Origin of the sequence: Neolewinella lacunae, from assembly GCF_014349155.1 — a bacterium.
GTDB classification, from domain to species: domain Bacteria; phylum Bacteroidota; class Bacteroidia; order Chitinophagales; family Saprospiraceae; genus Neolewinella; species Neolewinella lacunae.
In genome coordinates, this window is sequence record NZ_JACSIT010000135.1 from 21255 (window position 1) to 41402 (window position 20148).

Below are 20148 nucleotides of genomic sequence, written 5' to 3' on the forward strand. Positions count from 1 at the left end.
TTCCTGCCCCGGCACCTGCGGCCGCGCCATAAGATAAGAACCGACGGCACCCTACCTTTGCACTTCCTGCGCCCCCCGGCGCGGGCAAAAACCATCGAAGATGAAACTGAGCGTACTATGTTTTTTCCTGGCCTGCGTACTCTTGGCCTGCAACCAATCGACTGAAACGGCCAACGCCTCTACGGCCGGAACGGATACCCTGGAGAGCAAGCGCATCACGCTGGAACCCGTGATGCTTTCCGGGGAAGAAAGCCCCAACCCCGCCGCGCCGGGTTTTGATGCGGCCAATTCCAACCCCCAGGCCATCAAGATCGCCGATAGCATCGTACACTTTCACGGGGGCCGCGCAGCCTACGACGCGGTGAATTACCTGCGCTGGAATTTTTTCGGGGCCCGCACCCTGCACTGGGACAAGCAAAACAGCCGCGTCCGGATTGAAGTACCCCAGAAAAATATGGTCTACCTCCTGGACTACAGCACCACGCCCCTGAGCGGGAAAGTGCGGAAGCTGGGCGACGAGATTGTGCAACCCGATACCCTGGCCAAGTACCTCCAGGAAGCCAATTCCATGTTCATCAATGACAGTTACTGGCTCGTCCAGCAGTTCAAGCTCAAAGACGCTGGTGTCACCCTGAAGCTGGTGGAGGAAGTACGCCTCGACCCCCAGGCCAAGCGGCCCAGCTACGTGATTGACCAAACCTTTGCCGGCGTCGGCGATACTCCCGGCAACCGCTACCGCCTGTTCGTTGATAAGGTCAGCTTCCGCATCAATACCTGGCAGTTTTTCCGCAACGCCGCCGATACGGAGCCCGCCATCGAAACCCCTTGGAAAGGCTACCTGCCCCACCAGGGCATCCTGCTTTCCGGCGACCGCAGCGGCCGCTTTCAGCTGACCGACATCAGCGCCAGTAAAGACATCCCCGACCGGATTTTTGACGATTTTTAAGCTGTACAAAAGCCGGAAAGGGCAGAAGGGGAGGGTCGGGCTAAAGCCGCGACAATACCTTGCACGGACCAAACACTCCATGAGCATGAAATACTGCGCAGCAAAACTCCGTGGGCAGAAGGGAGGGTCGGGCTAAAGCCGCGACAATACCTTGCGCGGACCAAACACTCCAGGAGCATGAAATACTGCGCAGCAAAACTCCGTGGGCAGAAGGGAGGGTCGGGCTAAAGCCGCGACAATACCTTGCGCGGACCAAACACTCCATGAACTCCATGCAACTCCATGGGCTAAAAACCAGCCAGACCGGAGGTCCGGATCCGCGTTGGCCTAAAAGCCGATGCGCTTGCGCTGGATGGAGAGCTCTTTGGTATCCAGCTTGAGGTGTTCCACGTCGGCCTTGAGCAGGCGGGTAGGCTTGCTGTTGTCTTCCAGGGCGACGCCTTCTTCGGCCAGGCGCAGGTCGTGGCGGCGGATGATATCGACCACGATCTGCCGGACGGAGCGGGCATTGCCGAAGTAGGCGTCGCGGTACTTGTAGAGGAAGGCCAGGTAATCGTCCAGGTGCTTCAGGGCTGCGGGGCTGATCTGTACTTTCCGTTCGGCCAGGATGCGTTCGGCGATGGCCGTCAGTTGGGCGGGCTCGTAATCTTCGAACCGCAGGATTTTATCAAAGCGGCTGCTCAGGCCGGGGTTGGCCTTGAGGAATACGTCCATATTATCGGGGTAGCCGGCGACGCAGACGAAAAACTCTCCCCGCCGGTCTTCCATCCGCTTGAGCAAAGTCTGGATGGCTTCTTCGCCGAAGTCTCCCTGGTGGGTGCCTTTCTGGCTCAGGGCGTAGGCTTCGTCGATGAAGAGTACGCCGCCAATGGCTTCCTCTACTTTCTTGGCCGTCTTTTCCGCCGTTTGCCCCACGTAGCCTGCCACCATGCCCTGCCGGTCGGTTTCCACGATGTGCCCGCGTTCGAGGATGCCGAGCGCGTTGTAGAGCATGGCCAGGATGCGGGCCACGGTGGTTTTGCCCGTGCCGGGATTGCCGATCAAGACGGTATGGAGGTGGAAAGCGTTGAGTACATCGCGGCCATTCTGGCGGTAGTAGCGAACCAGGCTGACGAGTTCACGCAGCTGGATTTTGACGTTTTCCATCCCGATGAGGCCGTCCAGTTCCGCCAACGTTTCTTCCAGCAAAACCTCGTTGATGGGGATGGCCGGCCGTTGGGGCTTGCTGATGCCGTTGATTCTTTCTACGTCCTCGAGCCGGATGGTACTGATCTCGTCTTTGTCTAACTCGGTTACTCCTGCTTCATTTTCCATGATGCGCAGGGCCATCTGGATCTTGGCTTTCTCCACCAGGTCGTGGACGAAGCGGGCGTTGCCAAAGGCTTTATCCCGTTCCCGGAAAGCTTTGATGATCACTTCATCGATTTTCGCCTTGGCGCGTACGGACAGTTGCACGCCGATCTGCTCGGCGGCATAGTCGGCAATGGCGCTGAGCTCCTGGGGTACGAAGTCGCGGAAATCGTAGTGGTGCTTGAAGCGCGATTTGAGGCCGGAGTTGCTGTCTAAGAAACGCTTCATTTCATCGGGGTAACCCGCCACGATGATGGCGATGTCTCCCGTTCCGCTGGACATTTCCTTGACCAGGATTTCGATCACTTCGCGCCCGAAGTCTTTGCCATCGTCGTTGCTGCGGGCCAGCGCGTAGGCCTCGTCGATGAACAGTACGCCGCCGCGGGCACGGTCAATCACCTCACGGGTTTTGGGTGCGGTTTGGCCGATGTATTCCCCGACCAGGTCAACGCGGTCGGCCACCACGGTGTGGCCGCTGGAGAGTAGACCCATTTTGCGGTAGAGCTGCCCCATCATCCGGGCTACGGTGGTTTTTCCCGTCCCCGGATTCCCGCTAAAGACGGAGTGGACCTCAATGCCCTGGTCCATCGGGAACCCGCGCCGCTGCCGCATCTGGAGAAAGCGGATGTAAATGGCGTGTTCTTTAATTTGCTGTTTGACCTGGTGCAAACCGGTAAGTGCTTCGAGCCGGCCCATGATGGTCTCGAAGCTTTCGGTGACTTCGTGGTTCGGCGGGGCCAGGACCAGGGTGCTGTCATCTCCGGGCAGGAACACGGGTGGGTTGCCGGGCAGGGCTTCGTCGTCGACCAAAAACGGAATGGTGGCCACCAGCTTATCGAGGAAGACAATGTCGGCCGAATAGGCATCAATGCGCCAAAGATTGGGGTTGGCCGCACCCCAGCCTGCCGTGATTTTGATGATTTCCTGGCCGGCTTTGATCTGTTGCAGGCGGATGATCTGCCCCTTCAGATCGCGGGCCCGGTTGTGAAACTTGGTGAACAGCTCCAGGTGCCAGTCATTGCTGGGCTGGAGGTTTTTGAACGTTAGTTCAACGTAGATGTAGCGGGTTTCTTTGACGGAGAACTCCTTGAGGTACACCCGGTCGTCTTCTAGCACGTCGTCGTAAGGGCCTTCGTAGAGGCGGGCACTCTGGAGGTGCAGGTAGTTATCGACGGACTCCCGGATGTTCCAATCGTCTTCCAGTTCCTCCGGTATTTCGTCGGTGGCCTCAATGACGTAAAAGTATTTACTCCCCAGTTTTTTGCCGTCCAGGTAGGCTTCCCAGTAGTAGGTCCCCTGTTTCCAAAAGGTGCCCTTTTTCTGGTTGCCCCAGCCTTCCCGCAGGTAAACGACGTGGTCGAACTTACTGATTTCCCGCTCAATGGTGAGGGTGCAGATGTCGGTTTTCGACTTCTCTTCCACCTTAAAGCACTTGAGATCGACGCGCAGCGACCAGTCGGCGAGATCAAAATTTTTGTTGTAGAGCGAGAGTTCCGTGTAGATGTAGGCCGTCTCGTTGCGGTCAAACACCTGCCGGTATTTTTTCACGTTTTCCCACAGGTACTCTGTGGAATTATAGACCTTCAGCTCTTTGAATTTAAAGGGAAGGTGTTCGGCGATTTGGTCTTGGCCAGTCTGCATGGAGAGTAAAGAAAATATTAATTATGCTTCCGTGCAAGTAATCGCGGGGGAATGTGCGAACGGGGTACAAAGTGATTGGCACTTGCTGGCTCCGGGAACAAAGAAGGCGCGTCAGTAAATACCTGACGCGCCCTAAAACCACCTATCTAAACTTGGCTCCGGCTGGTTCCGCCGGGGCCAGATTTGACGGATGCGAACCTAACCGAGCGGGTGAAAATTGGTTGCGGCACGGGCAGATTTTTTTTTGGCGTCCTACTGACATTCCGATTTGGGCGCTCAACGCAGGTGCCGGGGAAGTCGGATAAGCCCCCCGGACTCCCGGCCACGACGGTCCCCCACCCGCAGAGATGAACCTGCGTGGAGGGCAGCTTCAACCCAGCCTTAACGGGGGGCAGCAGGGGAAGGAGCTACCCGTGCAGCCCCTTCGGCAGCGGGTAAACCCCGCATTAAATTTTTGTAAATGCCCTGATGCGCAACTTTAATTTGCTCACTTTGGGTTACTTTGGCGAACCAGAACCTTTCAACTATGAATGTACCTACGTTGACGGAGATGAAATGGCGGCGCTACGACGGCCGCAAACTCGAAGTCCCCGTCGTCGAAGCCGTCCGCCAAACCCTCATCAAAGAGCGGGAAGCGGGCCACCGCCTCAAGGTTTGCATCGGGACTGATAGCCAGGTCCGGGGCTCGGTTACGGAGTTTGCCACCGTCATCGTTTTCCTCCGCGAAAAGAAGGGCGGCTTCATGTTCATCGCCAATTACAAGAGCGAACAAGACATGAGCATTCGCGAACGCATGATTTTGGAGGTCGCCCGGTCGGTGGAAATCGCTTACGCCCTTTGTAATCTCCTGGACGAGCACAAGGTGGAACTGGAAGTCCACGCCGACATCAATACCGACCCCCACTTCAAATCCAATACGGCCCTGACCGAGGCCATGGGTTACATTCTGGGGATGGGCTTTGCCTTCAAGGCCAAGCCCGATGCGTTCGCCAGTTCGGCCTGTGCGGATAAGGTATGCTAGTGGGCCTCCGGAGGGCTTGCCCCGGATTCCGGGTGTGGTGCATCCTCGTTTGGGAGCACCCCCGGATTCCGGGTGCTGCGCATCCTCCATCCGGAGTTATTCCGGTTGGTGCCTTGCCTGGGCCAGCAGGAGCAATTCTCCATAGGCATGGGTAATCGGACTGTAAACCAGGACGCCCTTACTCCCTAACTCCGCCAGCGCGGCCGGCGGAAGAAAATGAGCGAAAGGATAAAAAGGGCGATCCAGTAAAGCATTTCAACGGACCAGGCCCAGACCATCGTCCCCCACGGTACGCGCACCACCACAAAAATCAGTATCACGTACCCTATCGCACAGGCGAATTGCATGCCCAGGGCCAGGCCCGTTTCTCCCGCCCCGATCAAACCGTTGAAGAAGATGCTGCCGAAGCTAAAAGTGGTCAAAATCCCCCAAAGCACCCAAAAAACGGGGTAGGCGGCCTCAATCAGGTAGGCGCGCTCATCGCCCAGGATAGGGTAGAGCACCTGGGTAGGAAAAATGAGCAAGGGCATAATCAGCACGGTGGTAATGACCAGGCAGAGCAGGGAAGTCTTCCAGAGCACGGTCTTGACCTTGTGTGGTTTGCCTGCCCCGACGAAATAGCTGGCCATGGTATTGATGCCCGTACAAAAGCCCCAGGCAGGTACCGAAAGAATCAGGTAAACGATCCGTACGATGTTGGTGACGGCCAGGGCCCGTTCCCCGAAGTTATCGACGAGGCCGAAAAACACGAAAGCACTGCCGAGGCCTACGACCGACATGGCTACAATGGGCACCGAAATGCCAATGATGTCTTTGATGATGGCCGGATCCCACTTCGGCAATTTAAATATGTTGTAGATCCGGTTCTTTTTGTCAAAGGCCATGTACACCAGGAACACCAGCAGGGCCACGTATTCGGCGATGGTGCTGGCCAGGCCGGCACCCGCAATTCCCATTTCTGGAAAACCGTACATGCCGAAAATCAGCGCCCGATCCAGAAAAATATTGGTAATGGCCAGGATGAAGGTGTCCACGATAATGAAGGTGGGGCGCGCAATACCCGTATACAAGGCAATGCAGGCTACGCCCAGATAGCTGGCAAATACCCCCCATTTGCGGGTCTCCAGGTACTCTAAAGACTTGTAGAAAATGATGTCCGAATCCACCAGGCTGGCAAACAACCAGTAGGAACCGTAAGTCATGAACAAGAAAAGCAGGGCGGCCAGCACCAACTCAAAATAGACCGTACTGTAGAAAGTCCGGCCTACCGTACCCGGCTGTTTTTGCCCCGAGCGGCGGGCCATCAGGATCTGCCCGCCGCGGCTGAAACCGAAGCCGATGGCCGCCACAATGATGTAAAAAGTGGACACGAAGCCAATGGCCGCGAAGTCCTCTTCTCCTTTGTAGTAAAGGAAAACGCTATCCGTCATCGCCACCACGTTCTGGGCGGCACTGCCGATGATGATCGGGAGGGACACCTTCCAGATATCGCGGTATGAGGTAGTCAGCTTCACTGCCCGCGAAGATAGAATAGTGGCCGTCAGCGGGCGGAATTTTTCTTTGCTGCTGCGCCCGGGGCCTCGTGGGCCTAATCTACTTTGCCCAATTCGATGGCACGGTCTAAGGCGGCGCGGGCACCGTTTTTGATGTCTTCAAAAACACTGGTGGCCCGGAAGGTTTGCATGGCCGCCTCGGTAGTGCCCCCCTTGCTGGAGACGCGGCGAATCCACTCCGCGCAACTCAAGTCGTTTTTCATTTGCAACTCAACCGCCCCCCGGAAGGTCTGGGCCACCAGGAGTTCTGCCTGGCTGGCGTTGAAGCCCATTTCCTGGGCGGCCTCAATCATGGCTTCCATAAAGTAGAGGACGTAGGCCGGGCCACTGCCGGAGATGGCCGTAGTGGCATCGATGGCGTATTCATTGTCCACGTAAATGGCTTTGCCCGTGGTATTGAGCAGGTTCTGCACCAGCACCAGCTCAATGCGGGTAACGGCTTCGGAGGCCGTGTAGCTGGTCATGCCCAAACCAATCTGGGCGGGCAGGTTCGGCATGGCCCGGATGACTTTTTCCACCCCCAGCCCCCGTTGAATCGAAGCAATGGTTACCCCCGCCATGATGGAGAGGTACACTTGCTGCGGGTCAGTTGACGGACGCAGGGTTTCAAACAGTTGGGCACTGTCCTGCGGCTTGACCGCCAGGATGATCAGGTCGGCCACGGAGAGGCACTCCCCAGGGTTGGTGTGGACTACGCCCATGTTCTCGGCCCGCAGTACTTCGGCCTGCTCCGGGCTGCGCTCCAGAATCATCAGGTCCTCGGGCTGCACCAGGTGGGCACGCAGGAGGCTGCGGGCATAAGTTTTGCCCATATTTCCTCCGCCAATTACGAGAATTTTCATTGGTCAATCGTTTAAATCGCTGCAAACATAAGCAACCACCTCGCGGCCAACTGCCCTCCTCACCGATTGGACACACCGAAAACCTGCTCGTTTTACAACGCCGGGTATGAAAACAAGCCGATATATTTGCAAAAATCGGGTAAGGGTGAAAACATTTACGCCCTAAATTTTCTTTCCAACGGGAGCTGTTCCGGTGTTTCCACGGAAGTTGTGCTTACTTTGCTCATTGCTCTCCGCAGCGCCTTTGAAGAAAGTTATTTTAAATCAAGACCCTTTTGAGACTATGCCAACTATTGAGGAAGCCATCCAGCAGCCAAAATTTTCTTCACCTGGTCACCGCGCTCAGGTCAATATAATTTATACCGCAGCGGTGCTTAACCAAGTCACCAACCGTCAGCTGAAACCCTTTGGCATCAGCCTGCAGCAGTTCAACATCCTGCGCATATTGCGGGGCCGGGGCAGCAACCCCGTCACCATCAAGCTGCTTACCCAGCGCATGCTCGATAAGATGAGCAACGCCAGCCGGCTGGTCGATAAACTGAAGGACAAGGGCCTGGTGATCCGCGAAGAGTGCTCCGAAGACCGCCGCCGGGTGGACATCGTCATCACCAAAGCAGGCCTGGAGCTCATCGAAAAGGCCAGCCGTGCGGTAGAACAGGCCCGCCTGAATCACTTTGAAAACCTGACCAACGAGGAAGCCGATCAGTTGAGCAAACTCCTCGACAAACTGCGGGGAGGGGCCTAAGGGAAGCTTCAATCCTCTATTTATTGCTTCTGGTAACAAACTTCTACGTACTGCTCGCCTTTGGTGGGGGCAAGCACCGTCCGTGCCCAAAACAAATGCTCCCCCAACCGCGCCAGCTTTGGGAAGCCTGATCCCCGCGCTGCCGAGGTCTCGGCCAGGATCTGCCGCCGTACTTCGCCGCTGCTACTGACTGTAAAAAGGGTAAGTTGGGCCGCATCTGCTTGCTGGGAAGTGCACAGGGCCGTCACGTAGGCCGTGCCATCTTCTTCCAGGCGCAAATCCAGGCGGCCCAGCGGGTTGGCCGCATCGAGCACTGTAGGTAAGCCAAAACGACCCGCCGCAGGTTCATACCGGGCAAACTGAATCCGGGGATTGTCCTCCGCTCCCGTATACCAGGCGATGGCAAATTGACCCGCCGCATTGGCTCCCAGGGCCGGGCCATTGACAGGGCAACCCTTAATTTCCCAGTTATCGGCCGCCACCAGCTTGGGGGTGGACCAGTCGCCAGGGGCTGTGGTGGGGCGGGTGACGTAGGCGATGTCCCGGATTTCGTGTTCGGAGCGGTCGCGGTAGGCCACCATTACCAGGTCCCGACTGGCGGCCGTGGCGGTGTTGCAACAGTCACAGACACGATTATCCAGCGCTACACTTCCACTGTCGGTCAAAGTCCTGGCCCGCAGCGTCATTGCTCCGCCGTGGGCGTGGTCTTCACTTTGCTCCTTGTCCGCTGACCCTGCACCTGCGGCCGCGCCCGTACCCAATTTGGTGAAGCGCCCGTCCAGCCAGGCCAACTGTAAATCACCGTCTGGCAAGGGTGCTGCCGACAAAAAGCCGTGCTCGGCCCGGACCGTATCGCCGTGCAATTTTCCCCGCAGCAGGGCCGACGGACCCGCCAATGCGCCCACGCCGTAATGGATGTCGTAATCGTAAGTACCCGCGCCGGAGTAGCGCCGCCAGTGAAAAAAGTATTCGTCCGCCCCGTAAAAGGCCACGCCGGGGTGATCCGCCCAGTTGATGAACCAGTCGGTACCGCTCGCCAGATCCTGCACTTTCTGCAGGCCCTCGGGCGCTACCTCGAACAGTTGCAAAGTATCGGCCTGCTCCTTTGCCGCTTGCAGGACGGAAAGGAAAAGACGTTCATTCCCCTCCCCAAAATCGGGCAGGTGGGTACCCGCTGGCAACCGATAGCACTGCGGTGCTGCTTGCGTTGCAACCCGCTCTCCACAACCACCGAGCAAGAGGGGCAAGAGCGCCCACCACCGCAGTTTCAGGAGATGGCCGCTAAGTTTTTGGCTCCGCCCGGCGGAAAGGAATTGCGCCATCAGCTCAAACCGAGGATTTTACGGTTCGTAGCAGCGTCCGTACCGGCGTCGGCAAAATCATCGAATGCGCGTTCGGTAACCTCAATGAGGTGACTGCTGATGAAAGGAGCCCCTTCGGCCGCGCCCTGGGCACTGGATTTGATGGCACATTCCCACTCCAGGACCGCCCAGCCGCCGTAGTTGTACTGGCTGAGCTTGGAGAAAATGGCCTTGAAGTCCACCTGCCCGTCGCCGAGGCTGCGGAAGCGCCCGGCCCGTTCCGTCCATCCTGCGTAGCCGGAGTAGACGCCCTGGCGACCGCTGGGGTTGAATTCAGCGTCTTTGACGTGGAAGGCGCAGATGCGCTCGTGGTAGATGTCGATAAAAGACAGGTAATCGAGGCACTGGAGGACAAAGTGGCTGGGGTCGTAGTTGATCTGGGCGCGGGGGTGGCCGTCCACGGCCGCTACGAAGCGCTCGAAGCTGGTGCCGTCGAAGAGGTCTTCGCCGGGGTGGAGTTCGTAGCCGACGTCCACGCCACATTCATCGAAGGCATCCAGGATCGGCTTCCAGCGTTTGGCCAGCTCACCGAAGGCTTCCTCCACCAGTCCTGCGGGCCGTTGTGGCCAGGGGTAGAGGTAGGGCCACAGGAGCGCACCGGAGAAGGTCGGGTGGGCGGTGAGGCCCAGGTTTTGGCTGGCCTTGGCGTTCCACTTAAGCTGTTGGGTGGCCCACTCCTGGGTGGCCTGGGCGTTGCCCGCCACGGCTTGGGGGGCAAAGCCCTCGTACATTTTCTGGTAGGCGGGGTGGGTGGCCACCAGCTGTCCCTGGAGGTGGCTGGCCAGTTCCGTGATCGTCAGGCCATGGTCGGCAATGCGGCCTTTTAGCTCATCGCAGTAGGTCTTGGAAGTGGCGGCTTTTTCGAGATCGATCAGGCGGGCGTCCCAGGTTGGAATCTGAATACCCTTGTAGCCCAACCCGGCCATGTAGCGGCAAATATCGTCGAGGTTGTTGAAAGGGGCTTCGTCGCCCATGAATTGGGCCAGAAAAATGGCGGGTCCCTGAATGGTCTTCATGCGTAAACTTTAGGAGGTATGGGCAGGCCAGGCGGCTGCCGCTGCCGGGGTTGAACAATTGCGGCGTCAAGATAGGAAAAGGGGGAGGAACGGAGCAAATTACTCTACCCGCGAACTCCGCACCTGCTTGGTCACCACTTCGGCAAACCGGCGGTGGCCCAGCAAATAGTAGTGCAGAATGATGCTATCGGCAATCCGCCCGATCTCAGTGCGGTCGAGGCCGATGCTGACGGCTTCGATCTCGGCCGAGCGCTGCCGGCGCCGCTTGATCCACATGCTGAAGTGGCCGTAGAAGTGGCCGTGCGCCCGCAAAATGGAGCCGATGTGGGCCACGTTGCCCTGGCTGAGGAACAGCACCGCCGCCAGGCCATCCAGCAACAGGCGTACGGGCAGCCACCACAGGAGGCGGCCCAGCGGCTCGTTTTTAAAACTGGTGGACAGCGTGTTGCGAAAGTTGAGGTAGGTCTTGCGCGGCGTGTTGTACGACAGGGTGCCGCCCCCGACGTGGTAGACCACCGACCGGGGCTCCACCAAAATGCGGTAGCCCGCCCGCTTCATCCGCCAGCACAGGTCAATCTCTTCGGCGTGGGCAAAGTACTCGGGCTCAAAACCTCCCAGGGCGTGGAAAAGCTCCGCCCGGCAAAAGAAAGCCGCCCCGCTGGCCCAGAAAATTTCCTTTTGCCCGTCGTACTGCCCTTCGTCGCGCTCCGTGTGGTGGAATAGCCGGCCGCGGCAGAAGGGATAGCCCAGGTAATCCAGGTAACCACCCGCAGCTCCGGCGTACTCAAAGACGTCGTGGTCGCCTTCGGCCAGAATCTTGGGTTGGATGGCCGCCACGTCCGGCCGTTCAAAGAGGGGGATGATGCGCTCAATCCACCCCGGTGTGACGCGCACGTCGCTGTTGAGCAATACGTAAACCTCGGCCTTAACCCGGCGCAAGGCCTCATTGTAGCCGTTCGCAAAACCGTAGTTCTCCGGCAATTCGATCAGCTCAAGGTCTGGATGTTGCTCCCGCAGCCAGACAACGGAATCGTCGGTGCTGCAATTGTCGGCCACCACCGCCCGCGCGTAGTCGGGCAGGTTAGCCAAGACCTCGGGCAGGTATTTTTCCAGATAGGCCCGTCCGTTGTAGTTGAGGATGACGACGGCCGTGGCCGGGGTATGACCCGGTACGGTGCTGGTTTTTTCTTCCAGGCGGGCCAGAGACTGCCGGGCGGCAACCTCGTCTTTTTCCAGCTGCTCCCGGAGGGCTTCGAGGCCCTCCAGCGTTATGTCTCCCCGCAGGCGTTCGTGGAAACTTACCGTGAGGATTTCTCCGTAGAGTTCTTCGGCGAAGTCGAAAATGTTCAGCTCAATGGTCCGCCCGCGCCCGTCTTGCAGCACTGGCCGTTGGCCGATATAGAGCATTCCCTCCAGTTCGCGGCCATCCCACCCGACCCGCACGGCATAAATGCCATCGGCGGGAATGAGCTTCTGGTCGTGGGAAGGCACCAGATTGGCGGTGGGGAAGCCGATGGTGCGGCCAATTTTTGCTCCGCTGACCACCGTGCCCGTCAGTAAATAAGGATGTCCGAGCAGGCTCGTGGCCGTGCCGATCTCGCCCGCCAACAGGGCCTGGCGGATCTTGGTGGAGCTTACGGTGATGTCGTTGACCTCCTGCGCATCAATTTCGATGACCTCGTACTTGTGGCCCCGGCCGTGGTGGCGCAGGTAGGCCAGGTCGCCCTTGCGGTCTTTGCCGAAACGGTGGTCGTAGCCAATCACGATGCGGTCGGGCTGAAAGTACCGGACCAGAAAATTTTCAATGTATTCCTCCGGCGTTAACTGGCTGAAAGCGGCCGTGAAGGGAATCACCACCAGGTGGTCAATGCCCGCCTCGGCGCAGTACCGGGCTTTCTCTACCGTTGTGGTCAGCAGCCGCAGGCTATTGTCTTCCGGCTGTAAAACGGCACGCGGATGAGGATCAAAAGTAATGACGATGCTCTCTCCCCCCCGGCGCTCGGCCAGGCGGCGGATGCGGGCGAGCAGTTGCTGGTGCCCCCGGTGGACGCCGTCAAAACTCCCAATCGTGACCACTGCGCGGCGGAATCGGGGCAGTTCGGCTAGCTCGTAATGGATTTTCATTCGCTTCGGGAGGGGGCTGGGCTAATTGCTGCACGTACGGTGGCCAAAAACTCAGGGGCGCTGACGCAGGTGCAAGGTAAGGATAAAAACAAGCTTGGGTCAACGCGCCAGGGCCAGCTCCGCAAAATCGCAGCGGCAAGACCGCAGGAGGAGTAAGCCCCAACGGCCACTTATCCCAACCCGCCGGGCGGAGGACGCTGGTCGCAGCACCAGTCGCCGCTAACGCGTCAGGTACATCGAGCGGTTGCGGTCCAGCTCCCGGAAGAAAGGATCGGTCATGTCTTTGACGAAGCGGATGGTTTCTCCGGTAGATTTCATCTCCGGCCCCAGCTGCTTGTCTACGTTCGGGAATTTATTGAAGCTGAACACCGGAACCTTGATGGCAAAGCCACTGGGCTGGGGATTGATGTGGAAGTCTTTGAGCTTATGCGTGCCCAGCATCACCTTGGTGGCAATGTTGAGGTAAGGCACCTTGTAGGCCTTGGCAATAAAGGGCGTCGTCCGCGAAGCCCGCGGGTTGGCTTCGATGACGTACACGATCTCCTCGCCCGTCGCCTTGTCGGTCTTGATGGCAAACTGGACGTTGATCAGGCCCTTGGTCTTGAGCGCAAAGGCCAGCTTTTCGGTATACTCCTGCATCTTCGCTACCGCATCAACGCTTAGGGAGTAGGTTGGCAGCACCGCCGAGGAGTCTCCGGAGTGGATGCCCGCCGGCTCAATGTGTTCCATGATGCCCATGATGTGGACTTCCTCTCCGTCGCAAATGGCGTCTACTTCACCCTCTTTGGCGCGGTCCAGGAAGTGATCGACCAGCACCACCATATTGGGGTCTTTTTTGAAAATGCTCAGTACGTGGCGCTCCAGTTCGTCGTCGTTGATGACGATGCGCATGTCCTGCCCGCCGAGCACGTAGCTGGGCCGCACCAGTACCGGGTACCCGACGCGGTGGGCAACCTCCAGGGCCTGGTCGGCATCCTTGGCCGTTCCGTAGTTGGGGTAGGGGATGTCGAGCTCCTTCAGCAGGTCGGAAAAACGGCCGCGGTCTTCGGCCAGGTCCAGGCTTTCGTAGCTGGAGCCAAAGACGGGGATGCCCCGACGGTGGAACTCCTGGGCCAGTTTCAGGGCCGTCTGACCACCAAGCTGGACAATGACGCCCTCCGGCTTTTCCAGGTCGATGATCTCCTGGATGTGTTCCCAGAATACGGGCTCAAAGTAGAGTTTGTCCGCCTGGTCAAAGTCCGTCGATACCGTCTCCGGGTTGCAGTTGACCATGATGGCTTCGTAGCCGGCTTCCTGTACCGCCTTTAGGCCGTGGACGCAGCAGTAGTCAAATTCAATACCCTGGCCAATGCGGTTGGGGCCGGAACCCAAGACGATTACTTTCCGCCGGTCGGAGGCAAAACTCTCGTTCTCGCCGTCGAAGGTGGAATAGAAATAGGGCGTCTTGGCGGCAAACTCGGCAGCGCAGGTATCAACCATCTTGTAGGTCCGGCGAATGCCCAGTTTGTAGCGTTGCTTGGTCACGGCTTCTTCGTCGACGCGCAGCAGGTAGGCAATTTGCAAATCGCTGTAGCCCACTTCTTTGAGCTCCCGGAATAAGTCGGTGGGGATGTCCTCCGGTACGTTGTACTTCTGTACCTGGAGATCGTAATCCACCAAACGCTTGATCTGGTTGATGAACCAGGGGTCAATCTTGGTGAGTTTGTGTACCGTTTTGCGGGGGACACCCAGTCGCAGGGCGTCTTTGAGGCGGAAGATGCGGTCTTCGGATACGTTCTCCAGGCGGTGGAGGATGTCGTCGGTCTTGATCCATTCCTTGATGTCGGAACCAAGGCCGGCCCGGCCATTTTCCAGGCTTTGGCAGGCCTTCTGGAGGGCTTCCAGAAAGTTGCGGCCAATGCCCATGACCTCGCCGACCGACTTCATCTGGAGGCCCAGGATGTGGTCGGCTCCCGGGAATTTGTTGAAATTCCAGCGGGGAATTTTCACGATCACGTAGTCCAGCGTAGGCTCGAAGAAAGCGGAGGTGGTGCCGGTGATCTGGTTTTTGAGTTCATCCAGGCGGTAGCCCAGGGCGAGTTTGGCCGCAATTTTGGCAATGGGATACCCCGTAGCCTTCGACGCGAGGGCCGAAGAACGGCTGACGCGGGGATTGATCTCAATGACGATAAGCTCCTCCGTTTCAGGGTTTTGGCTGAATTGGATGTTGCAACCACCTGCGAAGTTGCCCATTCCGCGCATAGCGATAATCGCCTGGTCCCGCATGTCCTGGTAGGCCCGGTCGCTGAGCGTCATGGCGGGCGCTACGGTGATGGAATCTCCCGTGTGGATGCCCATGGGGTCGAAGTTCTCGACCGTACAGATGATGACCACGTTATCGGCCGCATCGCGCAGCAACTCCAGCTCGAATTCTTTCCAGCCCAGCACCGCTTTATCGATCAGCACCTCGTGGGTGGGGCTGGCGTCGAGGCCGCGGCGTAGCATTTCGGGATAGTCTTCTTCCTTGTGGCAGAAGCCGCCACCGAAGCCGCCCAGAGTATAGCTGGGGCGAATGACGAGGGGGAAACCAATTTCCTGGGCCGCTTCCATGCCCTCCAGGAAGGAGTTGGCAATCATGGCCGGCGCACACTTCAAACCCAGTTTCTCCATGTGCAGGCGGAACAGTTCCCGGTTTTCGGCCAGGTCGATGGCCTCCAGGTCTACCCCGATCAGGCGGACGTTGTACTTTTCCCAGATCCCCAGCTCGCCGCACTCGATGGCCAGGTTGAGCGCCGTTTGCCCGCCCATCGTAGGCAGAACGGCGTCGATCTGTGGCTGCTCTTTCAGGACCTGCTCCACGTATTCGGGCGTCAGGGGCAGGAGGTAAACGTGGTCGGCCGTCATGGGATCCGTCATGATCGTGGCCGGGTTGGGGTTGATGATGGTCACTTCAACGCCTTCTTCCCGCAAGCTGCGGCTGGCCTGACTTCCCGAGTAATCAAATTCACAAGCTTGGCCGATGATGATCGGTCCGGAGCCGATGATGAGCACTGATTTGATGCTGGTATCCTGGGGCATGGCTTTGGGGTGGGTATAAATTCGCGCAAAGATAGAACACCCCGCCAGCTTTTTGGGGCCTTTCGCAGGGGAATTCCAACGTCCGGAACTTTTCTTGCCCCCGCTCCCGATCATTTTTACCCCGAGCGGCTGTTAGAAGAGACGGGCGCGGGCGCAGGTGCCAGGGGAGTTGAAGGAGCCGGGCACGCCCCCACCGCCAACGTTAAACCTAGCTTAAACACCGATCCGAAAGGTGTCCTTTTCACGCAACAACCGTATATATATGGTCTTCCCCACGGTTAATTCTTTCCATTAATGCGTCCACTACTACTCCTCTTCATCAGCCTCACTGCACTGCCGCTCTCCGCCCAGGATAGCCTCCAGTTCACGCCCGATACCCTCGTTGCTGCGAGCTACCCGGACAGTCTTCCACCCGCGCCTGATACTCTGGTCCTGGCGGCCCGCTGGGACAGCCTGCTGACCACCCCCGACTGGCTGGAAAGCACCCCCGGCCCCCGCAACGGCTACCGCCTTACCCTGACCACTGAAGGGAATTTCGACGAAGACGGTGGCCCCAGCCACGGGCGTGCCTACCAGCACCTGCTCGGCCGCTGGACGATCGACACCGCAGCCCATACCCTCACCTTCGGCGTGGACGGGATGATGGGCAACAAACTTGTCCACCGCCGTTACCTGCGCGGCCGCGACTTTTTCATTACCTACGACGTCCTTACCCTCAATGCCGAAACGCTGCGCCTGCGCGACCGGCTGACCGACGAAATTCGCACCTTCACCGCTGCGGAACGGACCGACTACGTTGACCCCGCCGTGCGCCGCATGCCCAAATTTCCGGACCCTGTCAAGCTGAAACTGCCCGGGGAATGGGGTGGGGGATGACCTGGCCCTGACTTTCCCTGCTCCTCGTCTTAACTCCCCCTTTCGGGGGGTGGGGGGGGAGCACCTGCGGCCGCGCCCCGCAAAAAAAATCAGCCTTCGATGAGTTCCCGGGCGTTGGTAAGCGCAGACTCGCTCGGCGGATTCTGGCTGAGCATTACGGCAATGGACCGCACACGCTCCTCCGCGTTGAGCTCGCGCACGCGGGTGATGGTGCGCTCTACGCCCTCCTTGTCTTGTTTGTACACGAAGTAGTGGCGGTCGGCGCGGCTGGCCACTTGCGGGCTATGGGTGATGACGACGACCTGGTGGTGGCGGCTGAGGTCGGTCAGGATCCGCCCCATTTTCTGGGCTACGTCGCCCGAAACTCCGGCGTCAATTTCGTCGAAAATCAAGGTCGGCAGCTTCATCGCCGAAGCCACCAGCGACTTGGTGACCAGCGCCAAACGGCTCATCTCGCCGCCCGAAGCGGCCGTTTTGATGGACTGCAAACGCCCACCCTTGTTGGCACTGAAGAGCACCTGGACCTCGTCGAGGCCGTACGGGCCGGGCTTCTCCAGCGCCTGGAAATCAACCTGGAGCTGGGCATTTTCCATGCTCAGGTCGGCCAGCTGCTCCTGCACCGACTTCGCAAATTGGGGGGCCACCCGCTGCCGGCCCGCGCGGAGGGCCGCACCGTCTTTGAGCAGTTGCTGCAAAAGTTTGTCTTTTGCCGCCGTGCGTTTGGCGATGGCTTCGTCCAGGTCGGCAAACTGGCCGAGCCGACTGGAGAGTTCCTCCTGGATGCGCAGCAGGTCTTCGGTGGTCTTCACCGCGTGCTTCGCTTGCAAGCGGTAGATGAGGCTCAGGCGGTCTTCCACTTCCTGGAGGCGTTCGGGGCTCACCTCGGTGTCTTCGCCGAAGGCTTCCAGCTCGGAGGCCAATTCTTCCAGTTCCAGGCGGAGGCTTTCGAAGCGTTCGTAGAGTACCTTTAGTTTGGCATCGCCGTGCGCGAGCGGGTAGAGCCGCAGGGCGATGCTGGCCAGCTGGTCGGTGACGGCGTTGTCGTCTTCGGAAAGAAAATGAAAGGCACCGGAGGTGAGTTGCTTGATCTCCTCGGCGTTGCTCAGGCGGTGGCGCTCGCTTTCCAGGGCGTCTTGTTCGTCGGGCAGCAGCGCCGCTTCGTTGAATTCGTTGACCTGAAACTCCAGAAACTCCTGCTCCCGGCGGGCGCGGGCCTGCTCTTCGTGGAGTTGGGCGAGTTGGCGGCGCAACTCCTGCCACTGGGCGTAGGCCTTGCGGTAGCTGACCACCGCTTCCCGCTGCCCGGCCAGGGCGTCCAGCAGTTCCAGTTGGAAAGTGGGGTTATTGATGTAGAGCGTATCAAATTGCTGATGCAGGTCGATCAGCGTGGAACCCAGGTCTTGCAGCACTTTCAGGTTGGCGGGGGTATCGTTAACGAAAGCGCGGCTTTTGCCGGAGGGCGTGATTTCCCGGCGGATGATGAGCTCTTCGTCGTAATCCAGGTCGTTTTCCGCAAAAAAGGACTGCAAGTCGTAAGCTGCCAGGGAGAAACGGCCCTCGATGACGCACTTCTCCTCGGGGTTGAACAGCGTCTTGGTGTCGGCCCGCCCCCCCAGAATGAGGTTGAGCGCGCCCAGCACGATCGATTTGCCCGCGCCCGTTTCTCCGGTGATGATGCTCAGCCCATCGGCAAAATCAAGGCGCAGTTCTTCGATGATGGCGTAGTTGCGAATTTGCAAACGTTGGATCATGCTGTTATTTGTTGGAAAAGACAAATTTACAAACGTTCTGCACAGTTGGGCCTTTTTCGGCGGAAAAAAGCGATTCCTGCTCCGCCGCGTGCTAAGTTTGCGCCTCCATTCAGAAATCCCGCCCCCATGCGTACCTTAATATTGTTTTGCCTTGGCTGCTGCCTCGCAGGTTGCGCCGGAGAGCCCGCCCAGCAGTGGCCCGAGCTCGACCTGACGCGCTACAACATCCCCTTGAAGATCCACGCCCCGGACAGTGCCAAGGTAGTGGCCAAGAACCTATCGGGCATCATGCAGGATGTTACGATTAAGAGCCCGGCCGATAAATTCTCTCTCCAGATCCTCGCCAGCCAGGCCCCGACCAACGATATGGCCCGCCTGAAATCCGAGCAACTCGAGCTCGTGCGCGATAACCGCTACTTCAGCAGCATCATCCGGGAAGACCCCAACGGCTTCGTTTTCCAGAACCGGATTGACACCACGGCCTACTACGGCTTTCGCTACATAGTGTACCAGGGCGATCAGGAATACGTTTTTCAAAACAGCTTCAACGCTACGCAAAGCCTAGCCGAGATTGAAGCGATGTACGCCGCAGTAAAACAAAAGTAGGGGCTACTACTCCCTACCTCCTTTATTCCCTTACCCCCTTATTCCCTTACTCCTTTATTCCCTTACTCCCTTACTTATGTCAATTTCCCTGATTCTTAAAGGCATGGCCATGGGGGTTGCCGAGGCCATCCCCGGCGTGAGTGGGGGGACAATCGCCTTCATCACCGGCATCTACGAGCGGCTGCTGCGCGCCATTGGCCTGGTTTTGGGGCCGGAGGTGGTGAGAAGCCTGCGACACGACGGCCTGATGCCTGCGTGGCGGGCGGCCGACGGCGCATTTCTGTTACAACTCGGCGCCGGGATGGTCGTTGGACTGGGCATCGCCGTGTTTACGATCACGGAATTATTGGCCACCTACCCGCCGGTAGTGTGGGCCTTCTTTTTCGGCCTCATCATCAGTTCGGCCATCTACGTCGGGCGGCAGATTGACCGTTGGAATTTCACCACCATCGCCTTGCTCTTGCTCGGAGCGGTCTTTGCGTACTTTCTGACGACCATCAACCCTATGGCCGGAAGTTCAAATCCCGTCCTGGTGTTTCTGGCGGGAATGATTGCCATCTCGGCCCTGATTCTGCCGGGCATTTCCGGCTCCTTCATTTTGCTGCTGTTGGGGATGTACACCGTGGTCTTCTCGGCGGTGCGCAACCTCGCTTCGGGCGATGCCGGGGCGCTGCTCATCGTGGGCGTTTTTGCCCTGGGCTGTTTGGTGGGTTTGGGCTTGTTCAGCCGGGTGCTGACGTACACGTTCAAGACTTTTCCCCAGCAGACCCTGGCTACGCTGACGGGCTTTATGCTCGGTTCCCTCGGCAAACTCTGGCCCTGGCGCAACGCCGTCACCACCCGTATCGATAGCGATGGCGTGGAACTCCCCTTGCTGGAAAAGACGGTTTTGCCCGCCAATTATCTGGGCGGCGAACCCTTCGTGCTGGCCGTTATTGTGGCCTTCGTCGCTGGTCTGCTGGTGGTCTTTTTGCTCGATCGTCTTTCGGGTGCCGGTGAGGCCATTGATGAGGTTATTACCGAAGATTAAAGCAAGTCCATCAGGTAGCACATTTTTGTTCCGGGCGCGGCCGCAGGTGCTCCCCCCCCATCCCCCCCGAAGTGGGGGAGTTCGGACAGGGAGCAAGGGAGGGCCCGAAAGACAATGTGCTAATGCAACTTTGTGGCATTTTAGCCATCGTAAAAAAGCGCCAAAAGTGAACAGCCCGCCCCGGAGCATCCGGAGCGGGCTGTCGGCTTAACGGTGCCTGCGTGGTCCG

14 protein-coding genes are annotated in these 20148 nt (G+C 58.6%); 6 read left to right on the forward strand and 8 right to left on the reverse strand.

Annotated features, from left to right (window positions below; genetic code table 11):
* Positions 1-100: 100 nt before the first annotated feature.
* On the forward strand, positions 101-946 hold the full coding sequence (locus tag H9S92_RS14200) for a hypothetical protein (protein ID WP_187467361.1): 846 nt from the start codon (positions 101-103) through the stop codon (positions 944-946).
* A 327-nt stretch (positions 947-1273) separates the two neighbouring features.
* Here the strand turns inward: H9S92_RS14200 and H9S92_RS14205 are convergent, their stop codons facing one another.
* Positions 1274-3937: an AAA family ATPase gene (locus tag H9S92_RS14205; protein ID WP_187467362.1), complete on the reverse strand. Its 2664-nt coding sequence runs from the start codon at positions 3935-3937 to the stop codon at positions 1274-1276.
* Positions 3938-4463: 526 nt separating this feature from the next.
* On the opposite strand from H9S92_RS14205, the gene H9S92_RS14210 reads away from it, so the two are divergent.
* Entirely contained in the window at positions 4464-4958 is a 495-nt protein-coding gene (locus H9S92_RS14210) for a ribonuclease H-like YkuK family protein (protein ID WP_246463878.1), read from the forward strand.
* Between the two features lie 185 nt (positions 4959-5143).
* Here the strand turns inward: H9S92_RS14210 and H9S92_RS14215 are convergent, their stop codons facing one another.
* Positions 5144-6472 carry an MATE family efflux transporter gene (locus H9S92_RS14215; RefSeq protein ID WP_187467363.1) on the reverse strand — a complete coding sequence of 443 codons (1329 nt, stop codon included), beginning with the start codon at positions 6470-6472 and terminating at the stop codon, positions 5144-5146.
* Positions 6473-6546: 74 nt separating this feature from the next.
* Entirely contained in the window at positions 6547-7353 is an 807-nt protein-coding gene (gene proC / locus H9S92_RS14220) for a pyrroline-5-carboxylate reductase (RefSeq protein WP_187467364.1), read from the reverse strand.
* 283 nt (positions 7354-7636) lie between these two features.
* Between proC and H9S92_RS14225 the strand changes: the two genes are divergently transcribed.
* On the forward strand, positions 7637-8098 hold the full coding sequence (locus H9S92_RS14225) for a MarR family winged helix-turn-helix transcriptional regulator (protein ID WP_187467365.1): 462 nt from the start codon (positions 7637-7639) through the stop codon (positions 8096-8098).
* A 20-nt stretch (positions 8099-8118) separates the two neighbouring features.
* Here the strand turns inward: H9S92_RS14225 and H9S92_RS14230 are convergent, their stop codons facing one another.
* The 4 genes from H9S92_RS14230 to carB form a co-directional block, all read right to left on the reverse strand.
* Positions 8119-9420, reverse strand: a complete 1302-nt coding sequence (locus tag H9S92_RS14230) for a hypothetical protein (RefSeq protein WP_187467366.1) — start codon at positions 9418-9420, stop codon at positions 8119-8121.
* Positions 9420-10475: a sugar phosphate isomerase/epimerase family protein gene (locus tag H9S92_RS14235; RefSeq protein WP_187467367.1), complete on the reverse strand. Its 1056-nt coding sequence runs from the start codon at positions 10473-10475 to the stop codon at positions 9420-9422. The genes H9S92_RS14230 and H9S92_RS14235 overlap by 1 nt, the downstream gene beginning before the upstream one ends.
* 99 nt (positions 10476-10574) lie before the next feature.
* Positions 10575-12599 (reverse strand): bifunctional riboflavin kinase/FAD synthetase, encoded by a 2025-nt coding sequence (locus tag H9S92_RS14240; protein ID WP_187467368.1) that lies wholly within the window; start codon positions 12597-12599, stop codon positions 10575-10577.
* Positions 12600-12818: 219 nt separating this feature from the next.
* Positions 12819-15656: a carbamoyl-phosphate synthase large subunit gene (gene carB, locus H9S92_RS14245; protein ID WP_187467369.1), complete on the reverse strand. Its 2838-nt coding sequence runs from the start codon at positions 15654-15656 to the stop codon at positions 12819-12821.
* A gap of 294 nt (positions 15657-15950) precedes the next feature.
* Here carB and H9S92_RS14250 point away from each other — a divergent pair, with 294 nt between their 5' ends.
* Positions 15951-16532: a hypothetical protein gene (locus H9S92_RS14250; RefSeq protein ID WP_187467370.1), complete on the forward strand. Its 582-nt coding sequence runs from the start codon at positions 15951-15953 to the stop codon at positions 16530-16532.
* An 89-nt stretch (positions 16533-16621) separates the two neighbouring features.
* On the opposite strand, the gene recN is transcribed toward H9S92_RS14250, so the two are convergent.
* The gene (recN, locus tag H9S92_RS14255; protein ID WP_187467371.1) at positions 16622-18283 is read right to left on the reverse strand and encodes a DNA repair protein RecN; all 1662 of its coding nucleotides are present in this window, start codon (positions 18281-18283) and stop codon (positions 16622-16624) included.
* Positions 18284-18409: 126 nt separating this feature from the next.
* Between recN and H9S92_RS14260 the strand changes: the two genes are divergently transcribed.
* The gene (locus H9S92_RS14260) at positions 18410-18889 is read left to right on the forward strand and encodes a hypothetical protein (protein ID WP_187467372.1); all 480 of its coding nucleotides are present in this window, start codon (positions 18410-18412) and stop codon (positions 18887-18889) included.
* 76 nt (positions 18890-18965) lie between these two features.
* Positions 18966-19919: a DUF368 domain-containing protein gene (locus H9S92_RS14265; protein ID WP_187467373.1), complete on the forward strand. Its 954-nt coding sequence runs from the start codon at positions 18966-18968 to the stop codon at positions 19917-19919.
* Positions 19920-20148 lie beyond the last annotated feature (229 nt).